The sequence below is a fragment of the Coleofasciculus sp. genome (genome assembly GCF_046565525.1).
Classification (GTDB): domain Bacteria; phylum Cyanobacteriota; class Cyanobacteriia; order Cyanobacteriales; family Coleofasciculaceae; genus Coleofasciculus.
Window position 1 is genome coordinate 43,758 of the sequence record NZ_JBKHUP010000024.1, and the last position, 22,670, is coordinate 66,427.

Sequence of the window (22,670 nt, forward strand, 5' to 3'; positions counted from 1 at the left end):
ACTTAGTAATACTTGATACGGCAGCTTCATCTCTGAACCGTAGTTGAGGTGGGCATTGCCCACCCTACTAGCTTGGCAAGGTTAAAACGGTGGTCAAGTATTTTCAAGGAAGCCTTATGATAGTAGCGATTCAGAAAAATTTTACCCACAACTTTAAGCTTGCCAGCCTACTACTGTTCACACGCTATCCGTCACACTACTGAAATTAAATGCCTTAACCCGTACCCCTGGCGTCACCCGACCACCAAAACGCTGTACTGTACTCAGAGCATCAACATCCCTTAACATGTCCGGCAGACTTTGGTTAAATCGCAGATTTTTAATCGGATAAGCAATTTTCCCCTCTTCAATCCAGAATGTACCATCACGGGTCATGCCTGTAACCTCTAAGGTACGCGGATTAACATAGCGCACATACCAAGCGCGATTAACTAGAATTCCCCGTTCAGTTTGAGCAATCAAATCGCTCAGGCTTTGGTCAGATCCAGACATAACGATGGGAAACAATGATCCTGTCGGTTCTTTCCCCTGCTGTTGCGCCCAATAGCGACTATAGGATAAGGTTTGAGGCACTCCATCCTGAATAATCTCCAGGTAGTGATTGCTCAACCCATCACCAAAAAAGGTTCCTTTCTGCAACAATGGATGAGCGGGATGGCGTTGCACTTGTACCAAGGGATTAAATAGGGGTTCACCAATGCGGTTCCCCCCAGGTTGACCCCTGTCATCGGTGCGAGACATAAACGATCGCCCTTCATCGGCGGATCGCGCATCTAAATTGAAGATTACCCAGGGGAGTAAATCCGCAAAAGCCGCATTGTCAAAGATGACAGGGTAAACACCCGGTGGAATTTCATGGGGATTACGTGCGGCAAAAGCACGCTCAATCAAGGGTTCTATCAGGGAATCTAGGGGTAAGTGATCGATCGCAAACGCTGTGCGCTGACTCCAACTCGATCCATCGCCAATTCGAGCCGTAAAGCTCAACTCCGCCTCCGTTGTGCGATCGATCGCGCGTAATCCCAGGGAGTTCCCCACGGCTTGAGCAAAGGCTTGAGTACTCAGCCTTCCAGAGCCTTCCACTCCCGCTTTAGCACTTTTAGCACAGATTTGCTGTACCATTTCTCCCCGTACTAAGGGGGATAAGGTGGCTGTGGCTTCGTCAAAAGCAGGAACACGCGACTCATAGACTTGGGGTTCGAGTAAGGGAACCCACTCTGGATCTTCTGGCGCAATCCGAGCTAATTCTTCTGAGCGCTGGATCGTATCTTTAATCGCATCGGGTAAAAATTCTGTGGTGGAAGCCGAGGCGCTGCGTTTACCGAAATAACTGGTAACCGTGAGGGTAAAATTATGGCGGCTGATATTCTGGCTAATTTGATTTTCCGAGAAGCGGCTGAGAGCAGATTCACTGGAACTCACGCTGACGAATACCCCGTCGGCTTGGGATTGCTGAATCACCGAATCCACTAGGGATAAAGCTTGGTCTTCACTGACTAATGTCGGGGCTGTAGCTAGGCTCACGGCGGTTTACTCTAGGGGTAGGGTGGGCATAGAGACATAATTTTTGATCAAATCTTTAAATTATCATAATTTGCCCAGAGGCGTAGGGTGGGTCAAACGTAACGTTCTGTTCCCGGTTCCCTACTCTCAACCGTTCACTTTAATTTGTCTGACGACTTCGCCAACTATGACCAACCCGCCCGATCCGTCTCCGTCTAATCCACCGATCCAGTCAACCAACAGTAATCCTGAGTTAATCCCATCCCAGGATGCTGATGAGGTGTCTGCTGTGTCTCAGACTCAATTCCCTGATCGACAAAATACTAATAGTAAGGCATTGGCTGATCCATCCATTGTCACCCTCAGCGCGATCGCGGTTTTGATTGTTGGCTTAGTTTTGGATAACAACTGGGTGATTCTCGCCGGGGTAATCGTGACGTTACTTCTCTCTGTATCGGTGATTTGGTCACCTTTACAGCAATGGTTCCAGAAGTCTCTCTCTTCCGAGCAGCGATCGCAACTGACTGCTCTTTTTGGTGTGATCGCCACAATGGTTGGGATTGCGGCTTTAACTGGCTTTACTAAGGCGTTTGATTCGGTGGGTTCTTTAGCGGAATGGATTGGTGCTTTAGGGCAAATTATGATTGCTATTCTCGCCGTATATATCGCTTGGCGACAGTATGTTATTTCTAAAGATCTCACTATTCAGCAAAATACAATTACCCAACAGCAAACCATTGATGCCTACTTTCAAGGTATTTGTGACCTCGCTTTAGACGATGAAGGATTGCTAGAAGATTGGCCCCAAGAACGGGCGTTTTGTGAGGGACGAACCGCCGCCATTCTCAATAGTATAGACGCTGGCGGCAAAGCGAAAGTCTTGCGGTTTTTGTCTCAATCCAAATTACTGACACCCTTAAAACGCGATCGCCACTTGGGACGTCCAATGCTAGATGGTTATGGAGGGTATCAAGAAGAGCGGGCTTATGGCGTGCGGGTTATTGCTATAAATGTTATGTTAGCCGGGGCTGATTTGGCAGGTACGGATCTGCGTTGGACAGAATTAAGTGAAGCCAATATGGTTCAAGCCAATCTGAGCCATTGTGACCTAGCCGGAGCGAATTTGTCTCGCACGATTCTCTATAAAGTGAATTTATCCGGTTCTGATCTCCAGGGAGTGCGCCTGTTCTATGGATCACTAGAAACCGCCAGTCCCCGCAGTCGTACTGAACCGCCTGATTATCGCACTGGCGTGCATACGGGTGCTGTGGTTGAGGGAGCGAATTTTACTGGGGTGCAACGGTTAGGGGAACAACAACGCCACTACTGCTGTTCCTGGTGCGGGGAACAGTCTCGTCGGACGATTCCGGGAGGGTGCGATGGGATTGCTAATAAATTAGGACGTTGACACTATACCTATGATATGATATTAGGTGTACGATTCGTTCAGCCTAAATAGGGGAAAGCTGAATAAGTGTTGTAGTGAGGGTAGGGAACTCACGGGCAGGGAACAGAAAACATGAAAAAAGTGTAAACTACTCCTTACTTTATAAGTCAAATGCCCGCTTCACGCTTGGCTGACTCAGACAGCGACCCAAAAGGTTCAATTATCCAATATTACATCATGAAGTGCAGAATCTGGGTATTCGGAGAGATTTATTTAGAGCAATACCCAGTTGCACTCTAATCGAGTCGAGTTAGGTAGTAGGGTGGGCAAGAGTTATAAACCTTGAAAACCTGCTATTATCGTTCGTTGCTCTTGCCCACCAAAAGGTAACTTGGGATTTATTACCAGTGCGGCAATATTTCAGTAGAACGTAATTTAGTATTAGGATTGAGGGTAGTGGATTACCTTAGGTTTAGTTATGGGGGGGATTATTGTGATAGTCGGTGGAATGAAAGCTTCAGAGATAGAACCCAAAACTATTCCCAATCATGGTATCTATATAACTGCTATAAAATCCGAAATCATTGGATTAGTGAGGATGAAACGTGAGAGTTGAATCCAGTTAAAACGATTCCTGAGTCAGGTTTGACGTTTTCTATGGTACATCCGAACTAGATTAAGTTTGGTTGAGAAAAGTATTCCATTGTCAGGAATTGGGGGTGCTTGTGTTGAGTGTAGGTTAAGGTAAAAAAATTGATTGGCGATCGCGTGTATGAAGGGCTTCGTAAGATTACTCTGGACTAGCTTCTGTTTCACCCCTCTCTGGATTCCTGCGGCTATAGCACAAACGGAGATTCCATTACTCCCAAAACCCGATGCTGTTCCTGAATATCACCCCTCCGTGGGAAGTTCTCTTCAAGCGCAAACGGCAGATTCTCCCCCACCTGTAACCCAAGATTTAACGCCCCCAGAAATTAAACCTCGCTGGGGAATTGGTTACAGTACTTCCGGTGCGGGATACGATGGTTTTACTCACTTGGATAGCTTTCTCCCTCTTTGGCAAACTCCCGGTAGTACGCTGACGTTTTTAGAGGGGCAATTGCAGTTAGATAATAGTGCAAATCTCGGTGGTAATCTGTTATTGGGACACCGCTTTCATCATCAGTCCCTAAATCGGATTTTTGGCGGTTATTTAGGTTTTGACAGTCGGAATACAGGAAATAATACATTCCATCAGTTAGGCGTGGGGTTAGAAACCTTGGGAGCGGTTTGGGATGTGCGCCTCAATGGTTATTTTCCCCTGGGTGATAGTCGTGATTTAGTGGATGAAACTGTATTTGATACTGGATTTCAACTGACAGATCGTTTCTTTGAGGATCATTTTTTAGTAGTTCAGGGACAACGACAACGGGGACAAGTGCGCCAATTTGAAGCAGCAATGACAGGGTTTGATCTGGAGGTGGGTGCAAGATTGGCAAAATGGGGTCAAGGGGGAGGATTACGAGGGTATGGTGGACTTTATTATTATGACGCAACCGGAAGTGATTCGAGTCTGGGTTGGCGGATGCGATTGGAAGTTCAACCCACGGATACTCTAAATTTTGGTGTGGCGGTACAAGATGATCAGATATTTGGGACAAATGTAATAGTTAGTGTGGGGGCGATTTTCGGGAAAACTCGTTCCCAAGCAGATGCTGGTATTTTATCCCGTTTGGGGGATGGCGTAGGGCGTAATTCGAGTATCACGGTTGATAGTCAAACGGAATCAGATTTTTCCAGCGAAGAAATTATTACCACCGCAACGAATCCCCAAACCGGTGAACCTTATGTGTTTCAGCATGTTAATTTAGGCGCGAATGGGGGAAATGGTACGGTTGAAACGCCTTTTGATACCCTAGATTCAGCGCTGGCGGCGACGCGATCGCAGGGGAATGATATTGTTTATGTACAAGAGGGGACGAATCCGGGTATTCCTGCATTTAAAATTCCTGATCAGGTACAAGTTCTATCCACAGGACCCATTCAGCAACTGGATACGGTGGAATTTGGTAGCGTACAACTTCCATTATCCGGTGCTGGTGTTCTTCCTCAGGTAACGGATACGGTAATGTTGGGAAATAATACGGTGTTATCGGGATTTGCAATAACTGGGGTAACCAATCCAGGAATTGTGGCGAGGAATATTTCAAATGGGGAAGTTCGAGACAGTATAATTAATAGTTCTAGTCAAGCTGGGGTTTTACTGGAAAATACTGGAGGTTCTATTTCATTTACCAATAGTACGATCGCGGGAAATGGGGTTCCTAGCTTAATTGTCACATCGGTGAATGATGTAGCGATCGCGAATAGTACTCTCACCAGTACCAATTCGGCTACTCAAGGGATTTCTCTGGATACAGTTAGCGGAATTTTCGATATCAGTGATAGCACAATTACGATTACAAATCCTACCAGTAGTGGTATCCTCGCCACGAATATCCAGGGAAGCGCTAGGATTTCAGCTAATCAAGGAAGTCAGATTACCACAGAGGGGAATCAAGCCGGAATTTACCTAAATGAAAGTACAGGTGAGATTAATTTATCCGGTGTAACCGTGTCAAGTACAGAGGGTGCGGTTGTGGAAGTGAGTAATATTAATAATGGCGCGATCGCGAATAGTACTCTCACCAGTACCAATTCGGCTACTCAAGGGATTTTTCTCGATACAGTTAGCGGAATTTTCGATATCAGTGATAGCACAATTACGATTACAAATCCCAGCAGTAATGGTATCCTCGCCACGAATATCCAGGGAAGCGCTAGGATTTCAGCCAATCAAGGAAGTCAGATTACCACAACAACAGCTAACGCGGGAATTTTACTCGCTGAAAGTCCAGGAACAATCAATTTAATAGGATTAGAGGTAAATAGTACTAATGGTGCTGCTTTAGTCGGAACTACTATTAATAATGCCACAATTTCAGATAGCACCCTTACCAGTATCAATTCATCAACAAACGGTATCTCTCTTAACGGGATTAGTGGTAAAGTTGATATTAGCAATAGTACGATCACAATTACTGATCCAGTCAATAACATTAACGGCATATCCGTTGGCAATATCACAGGAACAGTGAATATAGCTGCCAATGCTGGAAGCCAGATTACTCAAGCAAATCGGGGGATTGAACTCTTAGAGTCTACAGGCGCGATCGCGATTTCTGGATTTGAAATTCGGGATACCCAGAATAGTGGCATTTCCGGAACCAACCTTGGTAATGTTACCCTAGCAAATAACCGCATTGAAGGGGCAACTAATCGAGGAATTGTTCTACAAAACGTGAATGGCGAAGTCAGCATTACCGGAAATATTATCTTAAACACAATTGGGAATAATACTCAGATTCCTACGGGTCAAGGTATTCTTTTCAACAATGTCACCGGAAATGTTGAAGTTAGTATGAATACAATCTCTGGCACAATGGGTTTTTCTCGTGTACGTCCAATTCCATCAAGTGGACAAGGTATTGTGATCAATAATGATACGGGTTCTGTGAATATAACTATTTTCAATAATCAAATTTTTAATAATTATGAAGATGCAATTTTGTTTGGTTTTGGGCTATCCTTCCCTGGCAATCCCATCGTAAATTTAACAATTGAGGGAAATACAATAGAAAATAATGGCGGCAGCAATCCAACTCGAGGTGACGGCATTGGCATTGGTATTGAAGGTAATACAATCTTGGAAAATCTGACAATTTCGGGAAATACAATTAGAAATAATGGTGATGAAGGAATCGACATTCGCCTTGGCTCATTGAATCTTCCATTGTTTGTAAATTCCACGGCACAAATCCAAGAAGCAATTATTGAAAACAATATTATTGAAAATAATGCCCAACAAGGTATTAATTTAGAATTATTTGATAACACAGCAGTTTTTACCAATATTTTATCAAATATTCTCATGAATTTTTCTACTGATGTCATAGTCAAAAGAAATGACAATAGTGAGATTTGCTTATATCTCAGCGAAAATAGTAATAATTACACCTTTACTTTAAATGGAATAACACCGAATAATTCTCCTTGTTTTTAAGTTATTTTTACTAAGGGTGTTTGACTGGACAGGATATCACACGCCTCCACGACTTCTGGACAGTCACTCTCGACAATAAGTACTGAATTCTGTTCTAAGTGCTAGGGCGATGCATTCCAATCCTGCACAGAAGTGTAATAAATTCGGGTTAGCCACTAATGTCTCCCGCATCCCTGGCGGTAAATCAAATTCTAGAAACGTTTTTCCGTAAGAGACTTGGTACATAGAAAGTTGGGCGTATGACAAGTAGAGACGTTGCATGCAACGTCTCTACAACCTGTAGGAAAAGAGATTTATCCTATCAATAGGAAAAGGTTAATAACCAATTAATAGCGACTCATCCATCTGGTTAAACCGTGGCTAATTCCGGTTCGGGACACTTGCTATTGCGAATTCCGGTAATCGCCTTGGCATAATCATCCTGTCCAAACACACCAGAACCAGAAACGATCGCGTTAGCGCCAGCTTCCAAAACTTGCCAGGTATTGTCGGCTTTGAGTCCGCCATCAACTTCAATCCAAGGATCAAATCCGCGTTCATCGCAGATCTGACGCAACTTGCGAATTTTGGGAAGTACACCCGGAATGAAGCTTTGACCACCAAAACCAGGGTTGACACTCATAATCAACACCAAGTCGCAGACATCTAACACATAGTCAATCAACTCTAAGGGGGTGGAGGGATTGAGAACCACACCCGCTTGCTTACCCAATTCTTTAATCTGAGTCAGGGTGCGGTGCAAATGGGGGGAAGCGTTATGTTCCGCATGAACCGAAATAATATCAGCCCCGGCTTTCGCAAAGTCCTCAACATACTTTTCCGGTTCCACAATCATCAAGTGGACATCCAGAGGCTTTTTGGTAACTGGGCGAAGCGCTTTAACAATCAGAGGACCGATGGTAATATTGGGGACAAACCGACCGTCCATCACATCAACGTGAATCCAGTCAGCACCAGCAGCATCCACTGCTTGTACTTGTTCCCCCAGTCGGCTAAAATCGGCGGATAAAATGGAGGGGGCAACGACGATGGGTTTTTTGGATTGCGTTTGGGTCATAACTGGTGATACTCTCCTAAGTCCTCTGTTAGGTTTCATCTTAACAAAGTCTTTAGCAATCCCCTAACAAACAGTGACCTAATTGACTGAGTAGAAAGATCTAGCCCCTAAGCCGTCGTCATCAATAGCATCAACCTGAAGATGATTCAACTCAACACTAGGCAAGGGCGCGTTCTGCACAAACGTTATCATTAGTAGCAAGAAGTGGCTAAACCCACCCCGACAAAACTATATTTCAAGTTAGGAGAACCTGCCTTGGCTATGCGGTCGCTGATCAAAAAACTGGGATGGATGATTGGAGGTGTGGGACTCTCTACCCTGACCACCCCAATCTTAGCGTCACCGATTTCGATTGGAGAAGCCGGAATTGATGCGTTGCGACTCCATGCTCCCCCCTACAACTTGAGAGGTCATAAAATAGCCATCGGTCAAGTGGAAATCGGTAGACCGGGCTTATTTGGCGTTGATAAAGCTGTATCTTGGAATCCCGCGATCGCACTTGAGCGGGTTTTTTATCGCGATCTACCCGCGAAAGCAGATACAGATGTGGATACCCATGCAGCAATGGTGGCGGGTGTCATGGTCAGTAATGATAAAACCTTACCCGGAGTCGCACCGGGTGCTAAACTCTACGCCTCGGCTGTCGGTTCCCCCATCCGCAGTGGACAGCCAGAAGAATGCCTTTCAGCCCAGCACGTTGCTCAGCAAAATAGTGGTGATGTTCGGGCAATTAACTTCAGTTTTGGTGAATCGCTGCAACGAGATGCCAGAGGTTCACAAGCGACGCTCGATGGCAATGCCCTATTAACAAAATGTATTGATTGGTCGGCTCGGACTCATGATGTTCTCTACGTCATTGCAGGCAACCAAGGCAAAGGTGGCATTCCCATTCCCACCGATCACTATAACGGGATCACCACAGCCTACACCACCCAACGACAAGGACAATTTACGAAGGTAGACTTTGCCAACTTAAGTGATCTGCCAGAAGGCATTGGTCGGCGTTTAATTCAACGGGAAATTAATCAGGGAACTCGCCGTGCCATTAATTTAGTCGCGCCAGGGAGTAATATATCAGTCTACGACCTGGATGGCAAAATTGTCGAGGTGAGTGGGACAAGTTTCGCCGCGCCTCATATTACCGCCTCAGTCGCCCTAATTCAAGAATTCGGCGATCGCCAACTCCACGCCAATCAACCCCAATGGACAACCGATTCTAGACGCCATGAAGTGATGAAAGCGGTGTTACTCAACTCCGCCGATAAAATTCAAGACAAGGGGGATGGGTTGCATCTAGGAATGAATCGCACCCTGTTGAGCAAAGAGAATGACACTTGGTTAGAATCGGATGCTTATCTTGATGCCAAAATTCCCCTCGATATGCAAATGGGAACTGGACACCTGAATGTTTTCCGCGCCTATGAGCAATTTAGTCCGGGTCAGTGGAGTTCAACGGGGGCTGTACCGCCCGTGGGTTGGGATTATAGTTCAGTTAAGACTAAAACGTTTCAAGATTATGTCTTAGAAAAACCTTTAAAGGCAGAGAGTTATGTGGCATTGACGCTAACGTGGGATCGCTTAGTTGAGTTAAAAGATGAGAATGGAAATGAGGTGTATGACGTTGGCGAAAGTTTTCGCGATCGCGGCTTGAATAATCTCGACCTTTACCTCATGCCGATTGATGAAAACGATACCCGTAAAAGCGCCTGTGCTTCTGTAAGTGAAGTGGATAGTGTGGAACATATATTCTGCCCTGTTCCGGCTTCAGGTCGCTATAAAATTCGGGTTCAGTATCGTCAAAAGGAAAATGAAGAATCCCAACCCTACGGCTTAGCCTGGTGGACAGTACCCGAAAGATAGAATCTTTGCTCCAACACTATGCCTAGTCAGGCATGGCGTCTGTGTAGGGGCGGGTTTCACGACTATCTTTTACTACCTCGCTCAGATGTGAATAAACCCGCCCTGACCAAGGTTTATTGAGAAATAAACCCAGTATGACCACCATTTTTACGCCAGAAAAAACTGTGGAACCATCACTTTAGCTGATGTGTACGCTGCCTTGGTATATTATCACGATCATCGAGAAGAAATTAGACAGCAAATTCGAGAGGATAAAGCGTTTGCCCAAAAATTACAGGCAAAAACATCTTCTTTAGTTCAGCAGAAATTAAGGAATCGAAATGGCGGACGAACATAATTCGGTTCCACTTGGATAAAAATATCAGCCATGCGATCGCTTTGTGACATTAGGGGCGAGAATATAGAGCAGCCCAAGCCAGTTGAGCGGATTCCCATTGTTAATACCAAATCCGGGTTAGCTACCCCCGTTATAACCCAGTCCGCGCAGGCGGACTTAGTTTGTGTAGCAGCGATTTCAATCACCTCCTCTTGCTGATTCGTTACCAAAACAGCAACCTGTGGAACACCTCTAACCCAAATCAGTCATCCTTAAATAGAACATGGGTTATCGAGGTATACTAATGAATCAAAAGACACTCCGTCGCACAGGGATTATCGCCGCAGGTATCGTTTTAGCCGGATTACTAGCCGGGTTAATCAGCCAAAAAATCAATGCCCAAAACTCCCCAAACCCTCAAAAGCCAGAGTTAACCGCACAGCAACCTAATCCGTCTGTGGATACCAAAATCGTTGAAGCTAATACCAAATTTGGCTTTAAATTATTTTCTGAGATTCTTCAGCAAGATAGCAATAAGAACGTTTTTATCTCCCCAAACAGCGTCGCGATCGCGCTAGCCATGACGTACAATGGTGCGAACGGCGAAACCCAAGCGGCTATGGCAAAAGCGCTAGAACTTCAAGGAATGAGTTTAGCAGAAATTAACCAGGCAAATGAAGCATTAAAAACTACCTTAGAAAATGCCGATTCTGATATTCAGCTATCCATCGCTAACTCGCTTTGGGCAAGACAAGGTATCTCATTTAAACCTGATTTCCTGCAACGCAATCAGGAATTTTATGATGCTCAAGTAACCGATCTAGATTTTGCTAACCCTGAAGCTAAACGTATTATCAATAACTGGGTCAAGGAAAATACTAACGGCAAAATACCGCAAATTATTAGCGAAATCAAACCCGATGATATTCTATTCTTGATCAATGCTATCTATTTTAAAGGCAATTGGACGGAGCAATTTGATAAAGGAAAAACGGTAGAGCGTTCCTTTTATTTAGCCGATGGAACTCAGAAACAACACCCGATGATGTCTCAATCGGGAGAGTATCAATATTATGAAGATGACAGCGTACAAGCCATCAGTTTACCTTACGGTGAAGGACGGCTGAGTTTCTATGTCTTCCTCCCCCGTGAAAATGTGAGTCTAGATACCTTTGAGCAGCAACTCACTCCAGAAAAGTGGCAACAATGGATGAATCAGTTCGGTAAACGGGATGGCTCAATCGTACTACCACGTTTCAAATTGGAGTACGAAATTCAACTAAACGAAGCACTAAAAGCTCTAGGGATGGACGTTGCTTTTGATGCTCGGGCTAATTTTTCTAATATGACGGAAGAAGATGTCTTAATTAATGAAGTCAAACATAAAACCTTTGTCGAAGTGAATGAAGAAGGTACAGAAGCAGCAGCAGCGACTTCTATTGGCATGGTTCTCACCTCTGCGACTATTCCCCAAACCCCCTTTCAGATGGTGGTTGACCGTCCCTTTTTCTGTGCTATTCGCGATAATCAAACGGGAACGATTTTATTCATGGGTTCCATTCGAGAACCCAAGTAGAAACCAGAAATATCAATGTAGCTTGCTGGCTTAAAGCTCGTTCCATTCAGGTTAGAGTTGTTGTTTTTGGATAAATTAGTAGAAAATAGGGAAATACTCGAAAATGTAATCAGGAAGGGGAAATAATAATGGGAACGGCAACTCTTGTCCCGAACCAGTTCTCACTGGACGACTTTATGGTCAATCCTCCTGAGAAAATGGAGTGGGTGAATGGTCAACTGGTGGAAAAAAACGGTATGACACTCAAACATGGTGAAATTCAACTGAAGCTAGGTCGTTACTGGGACGATTATAAGGAGTCCAGTGGACAAGGTGGAAAAGTTTATACTGACGTGCCTTGTCGCACCAATAAGCAGGGACGTTCTCCGGATGTGGCATATCTGACGCCGGAACTGGTGGCGCAGTTTGGTAATGTGGCTACGTTGCCTCAGAGTTTTCCCTTGTGTGCTGAGATTGTTTCACCAACGGATATAGCCGAGACGGTGTTGCTAAAAGCACAGGAGTATTTAGAGTCGGGGGGTGAAGAAGTTTGGCTAGTGTTTCCGGAGAGCCGCTGGGTGATGGTGATGACGGAAAATCAGGGGTTGATGTTTACATCGGGTCAAGTTGTGAGTACACAGAAAGTCTTACGGGGTTTTACCGTGTCCGTGGATGAATTGTTGGCGTAAACAGCATCCTTTCCCATCCCCTCATGTTTCTCTATACACTATAGAAGTAGGCATTTTGCCAGCGTCACTCGTATCCTAGAAAAGGGTTCTTGCGTACTTGAAGGAGCATCAGTTATTATGCCTGACTTCGGAAATCTGGTTCAAAAAGCGTTTTATCTGGGCGTTGGTTTAGCCTCGTATGCCAGTGAGAGAGCCGGGGGAACAATCGGGGAACTGCGAACTCAAGCTCAAAAGCTGGCAGATGAACTGGTTGCTCGTGGTGAAATGACCACTGAAGAAGCTCGCAAGATGGTTGATGATATGGTGCAACAAGCTCAACAGCAGCAATCGGTTCAACCTCCACAACCGGAAAAGACGGCGACTGAACCTCGCCGGATTGAAATTATTTCCGACGACGAGGAGCAAACCTCTAGCGAAGAGCAGAATATTGACGCTATGCGCCAACAGGTTCAGGCGATGCAAGAGGAACTGCGTCGGCTCAAGCGGGAATAATAGAGCCATGTAGAGACGTGCCATGGCACGTCTGGAAACAGGGAGAGAATCAGTCCCTACATTTAAATAAGTGAAAACGTGCAAATTTAACGTAATCGCGGAAGTCCTCACCCTCAACAATAGTAGGGTGAGGATGGACAGCGGAAAATTGAGGCACGAAATTTCCAAATTACATGATTTAAACTCTATTTTTTAGTGTTATAATAACAGTAACCCTCCTAGGTCTACATGGTAATGCATGGGCTAAAGATGGTTGGGCTAGGTGTGATAGAGATGTAGTCCTTGCGCGTTAATGAACTCGACCACCGTTCGTGAAAGCGTCCAGAAAAGAATAGCGCAAGATGTCTAATGGCATTATCCGGTTAGAACTCTAACCATAAACCGCGAAAACCAAGCGGACTAACAAAATATCACTGTCTGCGGGAGGCGGACGGCTGCCTGTTGATGCTGAGTAAGACCATCACCGGATTTAGTTCCGGACTTTCTCGTTGCTGAAAGTACCCAACGTGGCATCGGCGGATGAAACGGGAAATCCCGAAGACGAATAAAAACAAGTTGGGGTACTTCACTACACGACAGCTTAATCTAACTTGTGTGGGTGGTGGTGTCGGCAAAAACTATTCGACTCAACCCCTCACGATTAGCTATTGTTGTACTATCCTAAACAAACACCTCCCTTAGCCATGACCTGACCTCTAGCTAAGCGAGGATTTGCCAAACGAGGAGAAGTTTTTACTATCCGTTCCCTTATGGATGAGTGGTCTAAAAGTTTTTTGGAATCCCTGGAATCATTGGTAGATGTAGTCGATGAGGTTGTCGTGGAAGTCGCGGACATCATCGAAGACTTTGCTGAAGAGTGGCAAAATACCATTGGTGCCGAAATAGATAAGTGCTTAGAGGATATCTTTGAACCCATTATTGAGATCTATTTAGAGTATGACGAGATAGATATTACTAATGAGCCTGACATGGGCTTTACCTATCCCGTAGATCCCACACCCGAACGACATCCTGCTTGTATCGGTTGTAGTCATTACCACGGTCAAGTCTACGGGGGAAATTTATTAGTCTGTGGAATGCATCCCTATGGTTGGGATGGTGAAAATTGCCCAGACTGGGAATCGAATCCTTCAATCTATGATGACTTTAACCCGTTTTAGCTTATCGGCGAGAAGCCTCACAAGCTGCACTTTTGTCATGGGTAAATAACAAATAACACATAACAAATAATCCTCTTCGCTGCTTATGACTTATCCCCCAACTCAGAACTCTGCTGTCTCAGATGCACCGACGATGAAATATGGCGAACGTGCCATTACTGAGGGACAGCTAATCACGTTCCCTAATCCTCGGATTGGGCGTCGTTACAAAATTGATATCACGTTGCCAGAATTTACCTGTAAATGCCCCTTTTCAGGTTATCCCGACTTTGCCACCATCCATATCCGCTACGTTCCTAATGAGCGGGTGGTAGAACTCAAAGCGATTAAACTGTATATCAATAGTTTCCGCGATCGCTATATTTCTCACGAAGAATCCGTTAATCAAATTTTGGATGATTTTGTAGAAGCCTGTGACCCCTTAGAAGTCACGATCAAAGGCGATTTTGCCCCACGGGGGAATGTACACACCGTCATCGAAGTCCAACACCAGAAAGAGGAGAAGCAGAAGAAGCAGAAAAAGCAAAAGAAGCAGGAGAAGAATTAGATCCTTGACGTCTTGAAGAAGATAAAAGTATCAATTACGATTTTCCGGATTTGTTGGTTCTCCTGATAACTCTGGTGAGGCTGAAGGGGGTGGAACCAACTCTGGAGTCAACGGCGAAGCAGGTGGAGAGGGTGAGGCGGGTGAGACATTGGATGGAGATACAGAAGATTCAGAGGGCGTGCGGAATGCCCACCAAATCGCTAGGGCTAGGATAGCCGCGATCGCACTTACGGCGGCTCCTATCTTGATCCAGGTGTATCGAGTATGGGGTGTAAGAGATGTCACTATTTGAGTCTCTTACTACCCAAACTAAACCTACCGACTCAACCGATGAAACTATCTACAAATCCATTTAACGAGATATAGGAATTCCGACGCCGTTTTTCAATTCTAGGGTTTGTGCTGGCAATGCTGGCGACTCAAAATGCAAGGGATTTACCCTCTCAGATGTCAGAGTTGACGCTAAAAATTGGGCGGTAACTTGAGCAACATCCTGTTGAACACAATAGATGAGTCGTTCGCGTAGATCAGGCATAACCGCTAATGCTCTTGTCCAATCTGGAATCTGAGCGCCTACTGGATCATTAAAATACTGCTCACCTGCGTGTAAAATAACCTGTTCAAAACATTCGATCGCGATTTCCTCTTGGTGGCGATCATAGAGTAAATCGTTGAAGCGAGCATCGAGAAAATACTTATGGGTGAAGCTTTGAGCTTCCTGGCGGAATTTGACGCGCAGCGCATGGATATGATCCATGGTAATCACCACTTGTTCAGTTTCGGTTAAGGTTCGCAGGATGGAACAGAAAATATCGCGACACATTTTTTGCAACCCCGAATTCACATCTTGACCCAAGGGTTGATGTTTATGGTCAAAAATACCTAAATCGATTTGGGCAATCTGTTTGGGTGCCGTAGTGCGATAAACTTCGGCGAGGAAGCCAATTTCTAAGCCCCAATTTGCCGGAATGCGCGTGTGTAGGGCTAAATCGCTAGTCAGGGCAAATTCACCGGCTAGAGGGTAGCGATAAGCACTCAGGTAGCGTAAGTAGTTCTTTTCGCCGAACACCTCCCTTAAAACATTGAGTAACGGCGCAACGAACAAACGCACCACTCGTCCATTAAAACTTTGGGGATAATTGCCTAAACGGGTATAGTAGGCTTTATTAAAGGCAATGCCGAATTCCTTATCCAGCAGGGGATAAAGCAGTTTGAGTGGATAGGAGCGGTCATAGGTAATAATATCAGCATCATGGAGTGCGATCGCATCAGCACTCAGAGACGCTACGCCTAACCCTAACCAAACCGCTAACCCCTTTCCCTTAAACTTCAGTAAATCCAGCCCCCTCTCCCGCACATCGGCTAGAAGCTGAGTGACTCGTGGACTATTTTCCCAAAGAATTAGGGTAGTTTGCGGTAGGGTTTGAAAAAATTGTAAGGTTTTGGCATAATCAGTCACTGTTGGCGCATTCACACAAACGATAACAGTCTTGACGAAAGCGCAAGCGGCGAGGTGGTCACGGATTTTAGCTAACGCGGGTCTTTCGAGTTCCTCGTAGAGCGCTGGAATTAAGACAGCCGTGGGAGATTCATCACTTAAGCGGGTTAATCTGGTTAAGAGAGCATCCAGATTACAGCCAAAGTCGTGAATCGTTGTGATCAATTCTTGCTTATAGTCCATCAGACTAGCGACACCTCTGCACAACCGTCTGATTATTCAATTAATTTGAGAATTATGCTGTGATAATCTATACAAACTGGGAACAGGCTCGTAGTAGGCACGCTTCGTGCCATCAACCTACTCCTTTCGAGCTCTAAAAATACCTACACTCTTGAAGCAGGGGAAGCCGGGGGAGCAGAGGGAGCCGGGGAGAGGAAAATAGGTAATCTTCTACCGGGGAGGGAGTAGTTATTTCCCGATGATCTGTTTTGGAACGTTATGTCAACTATTTTGAGTTACGCATCAAGTGGTAACAAACTTGACTAAACCCGCCCTTGGGGGAGAAAAAATTAAATTAGAGCTAAGAGCGAGCAGTCTTGGAACCCACCCTCACCATTTTGGCATATAGAGTCAAGGGTAAAATTTCATCCCGGCGATAGATATAATTTTGCCTGTAAAATAGATAATATTTTTGCATTATCAAAGGGAATACTTTAGAGCAAAATATTCTTATGTCTCAAACACGGAATGCAGGTAACGAAAGTAGTTGGATTGAAAAATTAGCTAGATTTGGGTACATAGCCAAAGGGATTGTATATGCCATTGTTGGCTTATTAGCGTTACAAGTAGCATTGGGCAACGGCGGGAAAACCACAGATACCAAAGGTGCTTTAAGCACAATTGCTGCCCAGCCATTCGGTCAGTTTATGTTAGCGGTAGTCGCCTTGGGTTTAATTGGATATGTAGTGTGGCGTTTCGTCCAAGCGATTCAAGACCCTGACCAGAGAGGCAAAAGTAATGATGCTGACGATATTGTCAGGCGTATTGGTTACGGTATTAGTGGTTTGATTTATGCAAGTTTAGCCTTCACTGCGATTCAAATCGTTGTGAAGGCGAATCAGAGTGCTAGCGGTGGAACTACAAAGCAAACTTGGACAGCCCGCCTGCTTGCCCAACCCTTTGGTCAGTGGTTAGTAGGTATAATTGGGGCAATTATTATTGGTTACGGCTTTTACCAATTCTATAAAGCTTACAAAGCTAAATTCCGCAAAAAAATGAAGTTGCATGAAATGAGTAATACTGAGGAAACATGGGCAACTCGTGCGGGAAGATTGGGTTTAGCGGCGCGGGGTGTAGTCTTTGTGATGATTGGTTTCTTTGCAATTCAGGCAGGTCTTCAGTATGATTCTAGTGAAGTCAGAGGACTCGATGGAGCGTTAGAAACACTGACTCGACAACCTTATGGAGCTTGGTTATTGGGAATTGTTGCCATTGGTTTAATTGCCTACGGAATTCACATGTTTGCCCAGGCACAATATCGGCGCATTCGAGTGTAAACTCACTACTATTTGGGATGGTCGAACCCATCGATCAAAACCTTTTTAGCTGAGTAAATTGCTGTCTGTTATTGGTTATTGTTGTTTTTTTTATAGAACGAGTATCATGTACTTGATTGTCTTAGGCGCAGGACCGGAGGGGGCTAGCTTAATTGACTTAGCCCTCAAAGATGGTCATGAGGTCGCCCTGATTGAAGAAGATGTAGAACGAGCCAGAAAGGTTCTCAAAAGCCACGATATTAATGTATTTCAAGGGGATATTGCCAAGGCTGATCTCCTGGAGGAAGCCAGCGCGGATCGGGCTGATGCCCTGATTGCAACAACGAGTGATGATTCCGCTAATCTCATGGCGATGTTTCTGGGCAAAGAGTACGAAATTAAGACACTGATTAGTATGGTCAATCATTCAAATCATCAGTCTCTTTTTGAACGTTTGGGAGTACATGTTCTCACTAATCCAGAAATGATTATTGCCAATTCTCTCTATCGGATGATGCAACATTCTGACAATGACTAAAAAGTAACTCAAAACTCGGTCGGGGCGGGTTCATTCCTATCCGGGTGATGCAATAAACGATAATAGTGAAACCCGCCCCTACACAAAACTCAAACCTATTGGTTATCGTGAATCAACGTATTAAAACAATCCTGCGTAACGTAGGTTTATTTCTTCATGTCCCAGGAATTATGGCATTAGTGTCTCTACCTATCGCCATTTTGTTGGGTGAATATTATGCAATACTGCCCTTCTTCTGGACAGCATTAGCGTCATTAGCGGCGGGACAAGGGCTTTATCGTCTGTTTCGTCATGCAGAAGCCTCACGCCTACCTCATGCATTGGTGGCTGTTGCCCTCAGCTGGGGATTAATTCCCTTTTTTGGTGCTATCCCATTGATATTAATTGCATCTCATTTAGCTAATGTTACTCTTCCTTCCATGACTATGCTGAATTTACAGGAACCCTGGAATGCCCTATTTGAAGCGTTTTCCGGGTTTACCAGTACAGGACTAAGCATGGCACTGCGCTCGAGTGATTTGCCACGTAGTATCCAGTGGTGGCGTTCCTTTATGGAATGGATTGGCGGCGTGGGTGTGATTGTGTTGATGGTTTCAGTCTTAGAACCCAGTACTGATGCTTATCAACTTTACTATGCTGAAGGACGCCAGAAGCGAATTGGTTTAACTGTCCAAGAGACGGTACGTCACATTTGGTGGATTTATCTCCTATACACGGTGGTAAGTGTCGTCTGGTTGCGCTTAGTCGGAATGCCGTGGTGGGATGCGCTGAATCATGGCATGACTGGCATTTCAACGGGGGGGTTTGCCATAACTGATAATAGTATTGGTTCCTATAGTCCCCAAATCCAGTTAGCTGTTATCCCGATCATGATAGCAGGGGCGATTAGTTTTCCCATTCACTATCAACTGATTCGCCAGCGAAAGCTATCAGCATTCTGGCAAGATACTCAACATCGGGCGCTGTGGATACTGCTAGCTTTGGGTATCGTGGTGATGGTACTCGAAGACTATTGGTTTAGAGGTCAAATTTTTTGGATTGATAGTATATTCCAGTGGGCTTCAGCCTTGGGAACCTGTGGTTTTAGTACGACAAACTTACGATTGTGGAGTCCCACAACTAAACTCTTATTAACGTTCGCTATGATTTGCGGTGGGGCTTCCGGTTCTACAGTCGGTGGATTAAAATTGACTCGTGTCGTATCCCTGTTCAAAGGGATTCTGTGGCGCTTTCAACGCATTACCCTAAAACCCCATCAGATGATGCGTTATGTACTAGATGGCGAAGTCATTAAGGAAAATGAAGCGAATCGTCGGATTGAGTCGGCGGCTGTTCTGGCAATACTCTGGGTGAGTTCAATTGCGATTGGTGTTGTAGTTTTAGTCCATATCGTTACACCTCAGTATAGTTTAAGTGACATTATCTTTGAAGCTGCATCAGCCCTCGGAAGTGTCGGCTTATCTACTGGAATTACCCATCCTAATTTGCCTTGGCTAGGTAAGTTGACGTTGATTGTCTTGATGTGGATGGGACGTTTGGAGATTATTCCCGTACTGCTTTTGCTGTCTTGGCCCCTAGGTGGCTTAGGCAAGATGATTGGCAGAAAAATTCATCGGATGTAACAAAAATTACACAAGTTCCCTCTCCATGGTAGTAGGGGCAATTCATGAATTGCCCCTACTAGTAGCGTCTGCTTTGTCGGTAAATTTAGGCAAACAAATTAGTCAATTTTTTTCTTGATTTCCTCTTTGAGATTCTCTACCGAATGTCGCACTTGAGCTTCTGCTTGTTTCGCTTTACCTTCCGCTTTATCTTCTGGATCGCCCGTAATCTCTCCCATGGCTTCCTGGGCTTTCCCTTCAATATTTTTGGCTGTGGCTTTCATCCGATCTTCAGTACTCATAGTGATATAATTATGAAGTTCTACATCCTCAACCATATCAAATCAGCTAGACTTGTACCTCTAGCTTGAGAAGTATTTCTTGAGGAATACGTATTTTTATAGATGGCATTGTTAATCAGGAGCTAATACAATATATGCTTAACTCCCTCGATCAATCAATTGAGCTTATTTTTCATTAAAGCACAGTCAAGCTCAAATCAAAGCCTGCATAATTTTTTTTAGGCAGTAATTACTCACTATGACTCGTTCCGCGTGCCTAATTTTTAATCCTGTTGCTGGTCAAAGAGACCCCGACGAACATTTAAATAAAATCGTTAATATTTTGAAGCCAGAAATTGAACTTGATGTTCAATTCACCACGCCCGAAAAGGATGCGGAGCAACTGACGAAAACTGCCGTTGAGCAAGGTGTTCAGATGATCATCGCTTCTGGAGGTGACGGGACTCTCTCAGCTGCAGGTGGCGCAGTGGTAGAAACAGGTATCCCCTTGGGTATTATTCCCCGAGGGACGGCTAACGCCATTGCTGCAGCGTTGGGAATTCCTGACACGATTAAAGCAGCTTGTAAAATTATTTTAGAGGGAAAAACCAAGAAAATTGATGTAGCCCGATGTAATGGGAAGCCGATGGTACTGCTAGCCGGAATTGGTTTTGAAGCCAAAACAGTTGAAGATGCAGATCGAGAGCTAAAAAATAATTTTGGTATGCTAGCTTATGTCTTATCAGGACTACAAAAGCTCGGTGAGTTGGAACCTTTTGAGGCAAAGATTGAGACAGACGAGAATACCGTTACCATTACAGCAGGAGCAGTAACGATAGCCAATGCAGCACCGCCGACATCAATTTTAGCTCAAGGACCGGCTGGTATTGTTTATGACGATGGACTTCTTGATTTAACCGTCGTCACACCCAAAAATCAAGTCAATGCAATTAGCGCCTCTTATGAACTCTTGCTATCGGCTATTTTTGGGGAAAGTGCCAAACATGAGGCTATTAAGTATATCAGAACTCGCTACGTTAAAGTGACCGCGAAACCTCCCAAAAAAATTGCCTTGGATGGAGAAATTATTGGCGAAACTCCAATTGATGTGGAATGTATTCCTGGAGGTTTAACGATTTTTATGCCGACGCAGGAAGACTAATATTTGAGGGTATTCCTGATTGGCTAATAGAGGGGGATCATGTCAGGGAAAGCACATAATGTTCAAGAATAGCGATGGCGTTGGGTTACTCTACCCTTCGGGAACTCCAAAGGAGTACGAGAAGGCTGACGCTCCTTACGTCGCTATCGCTGCGCGTCACGCCTACGTACCTCAACCCAACCTACTCTCGTTGACATGCACCCAATAGAGGTGGCGAAAGACTACCATTCAAACAAGCTAAACTATTGGTTCAAAAAAAGATCGATATAAATAAAACAGACGTGCCATGGCACGTCTCTACAGGATGACGGTATTAGGCGTATCTTTCTTCATGTTTGACAATGACCCAAACCGCATGAATGGAACCCGGAAGCCAAGCTAACAGGGTCAACAAAATGTTAATAAAAAAGGCTGAACTAATTCCTGTGGTCAGAAAAACCCCCACCGGTGGAAGAAGGATTCCTAAAACTATTCGGAGTAATTTCATAATGATTACTAAAGTAAGTACGTTGGTTACTCTGTAAATAGTAACGGCTATAGTCGGTTATTAGCCTCCATCTGGAGAATGATTTTGTCGTAAAATGAAAATGCAAATACCATAAATTAAGTGCAGCATTGAAAGCCGGAAGCATTCTTATACTAGCTTTTGTGGGACTTGTACCTGGGAGCATGTCAGGGACAGCACAGAACTCTCAAGTAGGTTGGGTAGAGCGTAAGCGTTACCCAACGGGCTCTCCCTGGAGTTGGGTTTCGTTCCAAGGGTCCAACCTACTCTCGTTGACATGCTCCCCTTGTACCTCGCAAGGACCTAACCCACCTCAATTTATCAAGAAAGCCAATGTGACAGGCTGTAAAATCTATCTCTATAGAGATGACGAGCAGACATATAAAGATAGATAGTAACAGTAGTATTATTTAACGCTTACCAGCGAGGACAAATTTATGAAGGCATTCTTTTTTACCTTGTTAGCCACAGGCTTGAGCTTATTGGTTGTTGACTTAGTTGTTCCAGGGGTTGACCTAGCCACATTTCCGGCTGCTTTATTAGGTGCAGCATCCATTGGATTGGTGAATTCATTTATTAAGCCAATTCTGTCTGTACTATCTCTCCCCTTGAATATTGTGACACTCGGATTATTTTCTGTGGTGGTCAATGGATTATGTTTTTGGTTAGCCGCCGTGGCTGTACCTGGATTCACCGTTGGTGGTTTACCCGCGTTTATTCTTGGTCCGATTGTCCTATCTTTGGTTAATACCTTCTTGAGTAACTACTTTGCTCAACGAGAACCTGAACTTGAGGTGTAGTCAGGACAATGCTGTATTGAAGAGTCGCCACAGTACCACTTTTAGAGGATGGTCAACAACTCACCGCTAAGTTCTAGCGAACTATAGCGGGAGCTTGTGAAAACAGGCTCTAGTAACAGGCTCTAGTTGACCAGACTAAGTTCTACGAGAACTACGTTAT

General features: G+C 44.7%; 20 protein-coding genes and 1 pseudogene. 14 read left to right on the plus strand and 7 right to left on the minus strand.

Annotated features, from left to right (window positions below; translation table 11 throughout):
- Positions 1-177: 177 nt before the first annotated feature.
- On the minus strand, positions 178-1,524 hold the full coding sequence (locus ACLGGO_RS11095; RefSeq protein ID WP_446419352.1) for a TldD/PmbA family protein: 1,347 nt from the start codon (positions 1,522-1,524) through the stop codon (positions 178-180).
- Between the two features lie 166 nt (positions 1,525-1,690).
- Between ACLGGO_RS11095 and ACLGGO_RS11100 the strand changes: the two genes are divergently transcribed.
- Together ACLGGO_RS11100 and ACLGGO_RS11105 are read left to right on the plus strand one after the other, a co-directional pair.
- The gene (locus ACLGGO_RS11100) at positions 1,691-2,911 is read left to right on the plus strand and encodes a pentapeptide repeat-containing protein (RefSeq protein WP_446419353.1); all 1,221 of its coding nucleotides are present in this window, start codon (positions 1,691-1,693) and stop codon (positions 2,909-2,911) included.
- A gap of 751 nt (positions 2,912-3,662) precedes the next feature.
- Positions 3,663-6,971 carry a right-handed parallel beta-helix repeat-containing protein gene (locus ACLGGO_RS11105; RefSeq protein WP_446419354.1) on the plus strand — a complete coding sequence of 1,103 codons (3,309 nt, stop codon included), beginning with the start codon at positions 3,663-3,665 and terminating at the stop codon, positions 6,969-6,971.
- A gap of 63 nt (positions 6,972-7,034) precedes the next feature.
- Here the strand turns inward: ACLGGO_RS11105 and ACLGGO_RS11110 are convergent, their stop codons facing one another.
- Together ACLGGO_RS11110 and rpe are read right to left on the minus strand one after the other, a co-directional pair.
- Positions 7,035-7,232, minus strand: coding sequence for a hypothetical protein (locus tag ACLGGO_RS11110; protein ID WP_446419355.1), 198 nt, complete (start codon positions 7,230-7,232; stop codon positions 7,035-7,037).
- Between the two features lie 88 nt (positions 7,233-7,320).
- Entirely contained in the window at positions 7,321-8,028 is a 708-nt protein-coding gene (gene rpe / locus ACLGGO_RS11115) for a ribulose-phosphate 3-epimerase (RefSeq protein ID WP_446336312.1), read from the minus strand.
- Between the two features lie 261 nt (positions 8,029-8,289).
- Here rpe and ACLGGO_RS11120 point away from each other — a divergent pair, with 261 nt between their 5' ends.
- From ACLGGO_RS11120 to queF, 7 genes and pseudogenes are all read left to right on the plus strand, one after another.
- Entirely contained in the window at positions 8,290-9,888 is a 1,599-nt protein-coding gene (locus ACLGGO_RS11120; RefSeq protein WP_446419373.1) for a S8 family serine peptidase, read from the plus strand.
- Positions 9,889-10,057: 169 nt separating this feature from the next.
- Positions 10,058-10,225: pseudogene (locus ACLGGO_RS11125) on the plus strand (DUF433 domain-containing protein); the annotation flags it as partial.
- Between the two features lie 283 nt (positions 10,226-10,508).
- Entirely contained in the window at positions 10,509-11,780 is a 1,272-nt protein-coding gene (locus ACLGGO_RS11130; protein WP_446419356.1) for a serpin family protein, read from the plus strand.
- Positions 11,781-11,908: 128 nt separating this feature from the next.
- The gene (locus ACLGGO_RS11135; RefSeq protein WP_446419357.1) at positions 11,909-12,448 is read left to right on the plus strand and encodes a Uma2 family endonuclease; all 540 of its coding nucleotides are present in this window, start codon (positions 11,909-11,911) and stop codon (positions 12,446-12,448) included.
- Positions 12,449-12,565: 117 nt separating this feature from the next.
- Positions 12,566-12,940, plus strand: coding sequence for a hypothetical protein (locus ACLGGO_RS11140; protein ID WP_446419358.1), 375 nt, complete (start codon positions 12,566-12,568; stop codon positions 12,938-12,940).
- 749 nt (positions 12,941-13,689) lie between these two features.
- Entirely contained in the window at positions 13,690-14,100 is a 411-nt protein-coding gene (locus ACLGGO_RS11145) for a hypothetical protein (protein ID WP_446419359.1), read from the plus strand.
- 85 nt (positions 14,101-14,185) lie between these two features.
- Positions 14,186-14,647, plus strand: a complete 462-nt coding sequence (gene queF, locus ACLGGO_RS11150) for a preQ(1) synthase (RefSeq protein ID WP_446419360.1) — start codon at positions 14,186-14,188, stop codon at positions 14,645-14,647.
- Positions 14,648-14,677: 30 nt separating this feature from the next.
- On the opposite strand, the gene ACLGGO_RS11155 is transcribed toward queF, so the two are convergent.
- Both ACLGGO_RS11155 and ACLGGO_RS11160 read right to left on the minus strand, forming a co-directional pair.
- On the minus strand, positions 14,678-14,932 hold the full coding sequence (locus ACLGGO_RS11155) for a hypothetical protein (protein WP_446419361.1): 255 nt from the start codon (positions 14,930-14,932) through the stop codon (positions 14,678-14,680).
- A gap of 67 nt (positions 14,933-14,999) precedes the next feature.
- Entirely contained in the window at positions 15,000-16,328 is a 1,329-nt protein-coding gene (locus tag ACLGGO_RS11160; RefSeq protein WP_446419362.1) for a glucosyl-3-phosphoglycerate synthase, read from the minus strand.
- A gap of 491 nt (positions 16,329-16,819) precedes the next feature.
- Between ACLGGO_RS11160 and ACLGGO_RS11165 the strand changes: the two genes are divergently transcribed.
- The 3 genes from ACLGGO_RS11165 to ACLGGO_RS11175 all read left to right on the plus strand — a co-directional run bounded on the left by ACLGGO_RS11165 (position 16,820) and on the right by ACLGGO_RS11175 (position 19,783).
- Positions 16,820-17,644, plus strand: coding sequence for a DUF1206 domain-containing protein (locus ACLGGO_RS11165; RefSeq protein ID WP_446419363.1), 825 nt, complete (start codon positions 16,820-16,822; stop codon positions 17,642-17,644).
- 106 nt (positions 17,645-17,750) lie between these two features.
- Positions 17,751-18,161 carry a potassium channel family protein gene (locus ACLGGO_RS11170; protein ID WP_446419364.1) on the plus strand — a complete coding sequence of 137 codons (411 nt, stop codon included), beginning with the start codon at positions 17,751-17,753 and terminating at the stop codon, positions 18,159-18,161.
- A gap of 170 nt (positions 18,162-18,331) precedes the next feature.
- Positions 18,332-19,783, plus strand: a complete 1,452-nt coding sequence (locus ACLGGO_RS11175; RefSeq protein ID WP_446419374.1) for a TrkH family potassium uptake protein — start codon at positions 18,332-18,334, stop codon at positions 19,781-19,783.
- Positions 19,784-19,881: 98 nt separating this feature from the next.
- Here the strand turns inward: ACLGGO_RS11175 and ACLGGO_RS11180 are convergent, their stop codons facing one another.
- Positions 19,882-20,064 (minus strand): CsbD family protein, encoded by a 183-nt coding sequence (locus ACLGGO_RS11180; RefSeq protein ID WP_446336322.1) that lies wholly within the window; start codon positions 20,062-20,064, stop codon positions 19,882-19,884.
- A 238-nt stretch (positions 20,065-20,302) separates the two neighbouring features.
- Between ACLGGO_RS11180 and ACLGGO_RS11185 the strand changes: the two genes are divergently transcribed.
- Positions 20,303-21,205 (plus strand): YegS/Rv2252/BmrU family lipid kinase, encoded by a 903-nt coding sequence (locus ACLGGO_RS11185; RefSeq protein ID WP_446419365.1) that lies wholly within the window; start codon positions 20,303-20,305, stop codon positions 21,203-21,205.
- A 313-nt stretch (positions 21,206-21,518) separates the two neighbouring features.
- On the opposite strand, the gene ACLGGO_RS11190 is transcribed toward ACLGGO_RS11185, so the two are convergent.
- Positions 21,519-21,692: a YqaE/Pmp3 family membrane protein gene (locus ACLGGO_RS11190; protein WP_446336324.1), complete on the minus strand. Its 174-nt coding sequence runs from the start codon at positions 21,690-21,692 to the stop codon at positions 21,519-21,521.
- Between the two features lie 455 nt (positions 21,693-22,147).
- Between ACLGGO_RS11190 and ACLGGO_RS11195 the strand changes: the two genes are divergently transcribed.
- The gene (locus ACLGGO_RS11195) at positions 22,148-22,510 is read left to right on the plus strand and encodes a phage holin family protein (RefSeq protein ID WP_446336325.1); all 363 of its coding nucleotides are present in this window, start codon (positions 22,148-22,150) and stop codon (positions 22,508-22,510) included.
- The last annotated feature ends 160 nt before the right edge of the window (positions 22,511-22,670 follow it).

Coding starts and splice junctions, on each gene's coding strand:
- rpe (WP_446336312.1), bottom strand. CDS start 8,028: ATGACCCAAACGCAATCCAAAAAACCCATCGTCGTTGCCCCCTCCATT.
- ACLGGO_RS11170 (WP_446419364.1), top strand. CDS start 17,751: ATGTACTTGATTGTCTTAGGCGCAGGACCGGAGGGGGCTAGCTTAATT.
- ACLGGO_RS11190 (WP_446336324.1), bottom strand. CDS start 21,692: ATGAAATTACTCCGAATAGTTTTAGGAATCCTTCTTCCACCGGTGGGG.
- queF (WP_446419360.1), top strand. CDS start 14,186: ATGACTTATCCCCCAACTCAGAACTCTGCTGTCTCAGATGCACCGACG.
- ACLGGO_RS11105 (WP_446419354.1), top strand. CDS start 3,663: ATGAAGGGCTTCGTAAGATTACTCTGGACTAGCTTCTGTTTCACCCCT.
- ACLGGO_RS11110 (WP_446419355.1), bottom strand. CDS start 7,232: ATGCAACGTCTCTACTTGTCATACGCCCAACTTTCTATGTACCAAGTC.
- ACLGGO_RS11100 (WP_446419353.1), top strand. CDS start 1,691: ATGACCAACCCGCCCGATCCGTCTCCGTCTAATCCACCGATCCAGTCA.
- ACLGGO_RS11130 (WP_446419356.1), top strand. CDS start 10,509: ATGAATCAAAAGACACTCCGTCGCACAGGGATTATCGCCGCAGGTATC.
- ACLGGO_RS11160 (WP_446419362.1), bottom strand. CDS start 16,328: ATGGACTATAAGCAAGAATTGATCACAACGATTCACGACTTTGGCTGT.
- ACLGGO_RS11140 (WP_446419358.1), top strand. CDS start 12,566: ATGCCTGACTTCGGAAATCTGGTTCAAAAAGCGTTTTATCTGGGCGTT.
- ACLGGO_RS11180 (WP_446336322.1), bottom strand. CDS start 20,064: ATGAGTACTGAAGATCGGATGAAAGCCACAGCCAAAAATATTGAAGGG.
- ACLGGO_RS11195 (WP_446336325.1), top strand. CDS start 22,148: ATGAAGGCATTCTTTTTTACCTTGTTAGCCACAGGCTTGAGCTTATTG.
- ACLGGO_RS11175 (WP_446419374.1), top strand. CDS start 18,332: ATGGCATTAGTGTCTCTACCTATCGCCATTTTGTTGGGTGAATATTAT.
- ACLGGO_RS11135 (WP_446419357.1), top strand. CDS start 11,909: ATGGGAACGGCAACTCTTGTCCCGAACCAGTTCTCACTGGACGACTTT.
- ACLGGO_RS11145 (WP_446419359.1), top strand. CDS start 13,690: ATGGATGAGTGGTCTAAAAGTTTTTTGGAATCCCTGGAATCATTGGTA.
- ACLGGO_RS11185 (WP_446419365.1), top strand. CDS start 20,303: ATGACTCGTTCCGCGTGCCTAATTTTTAATCCTGTTGCTGGTCAAAGA.
- ACLGGO_RS11165 (WP_446419363.1), top strand. CDS start 16,820: ATGTCTCAAACACGGAATGCAGGTAACGAAAGTAGTTGGATTGAAAAA.
- ACLGGO_RS11120 (WP_446419373.1), top strand. CDS start 8,290: ATGCGGTCGCTGATCAAAAAACTGGGATGGATGATTGGAGGTGTGGGA.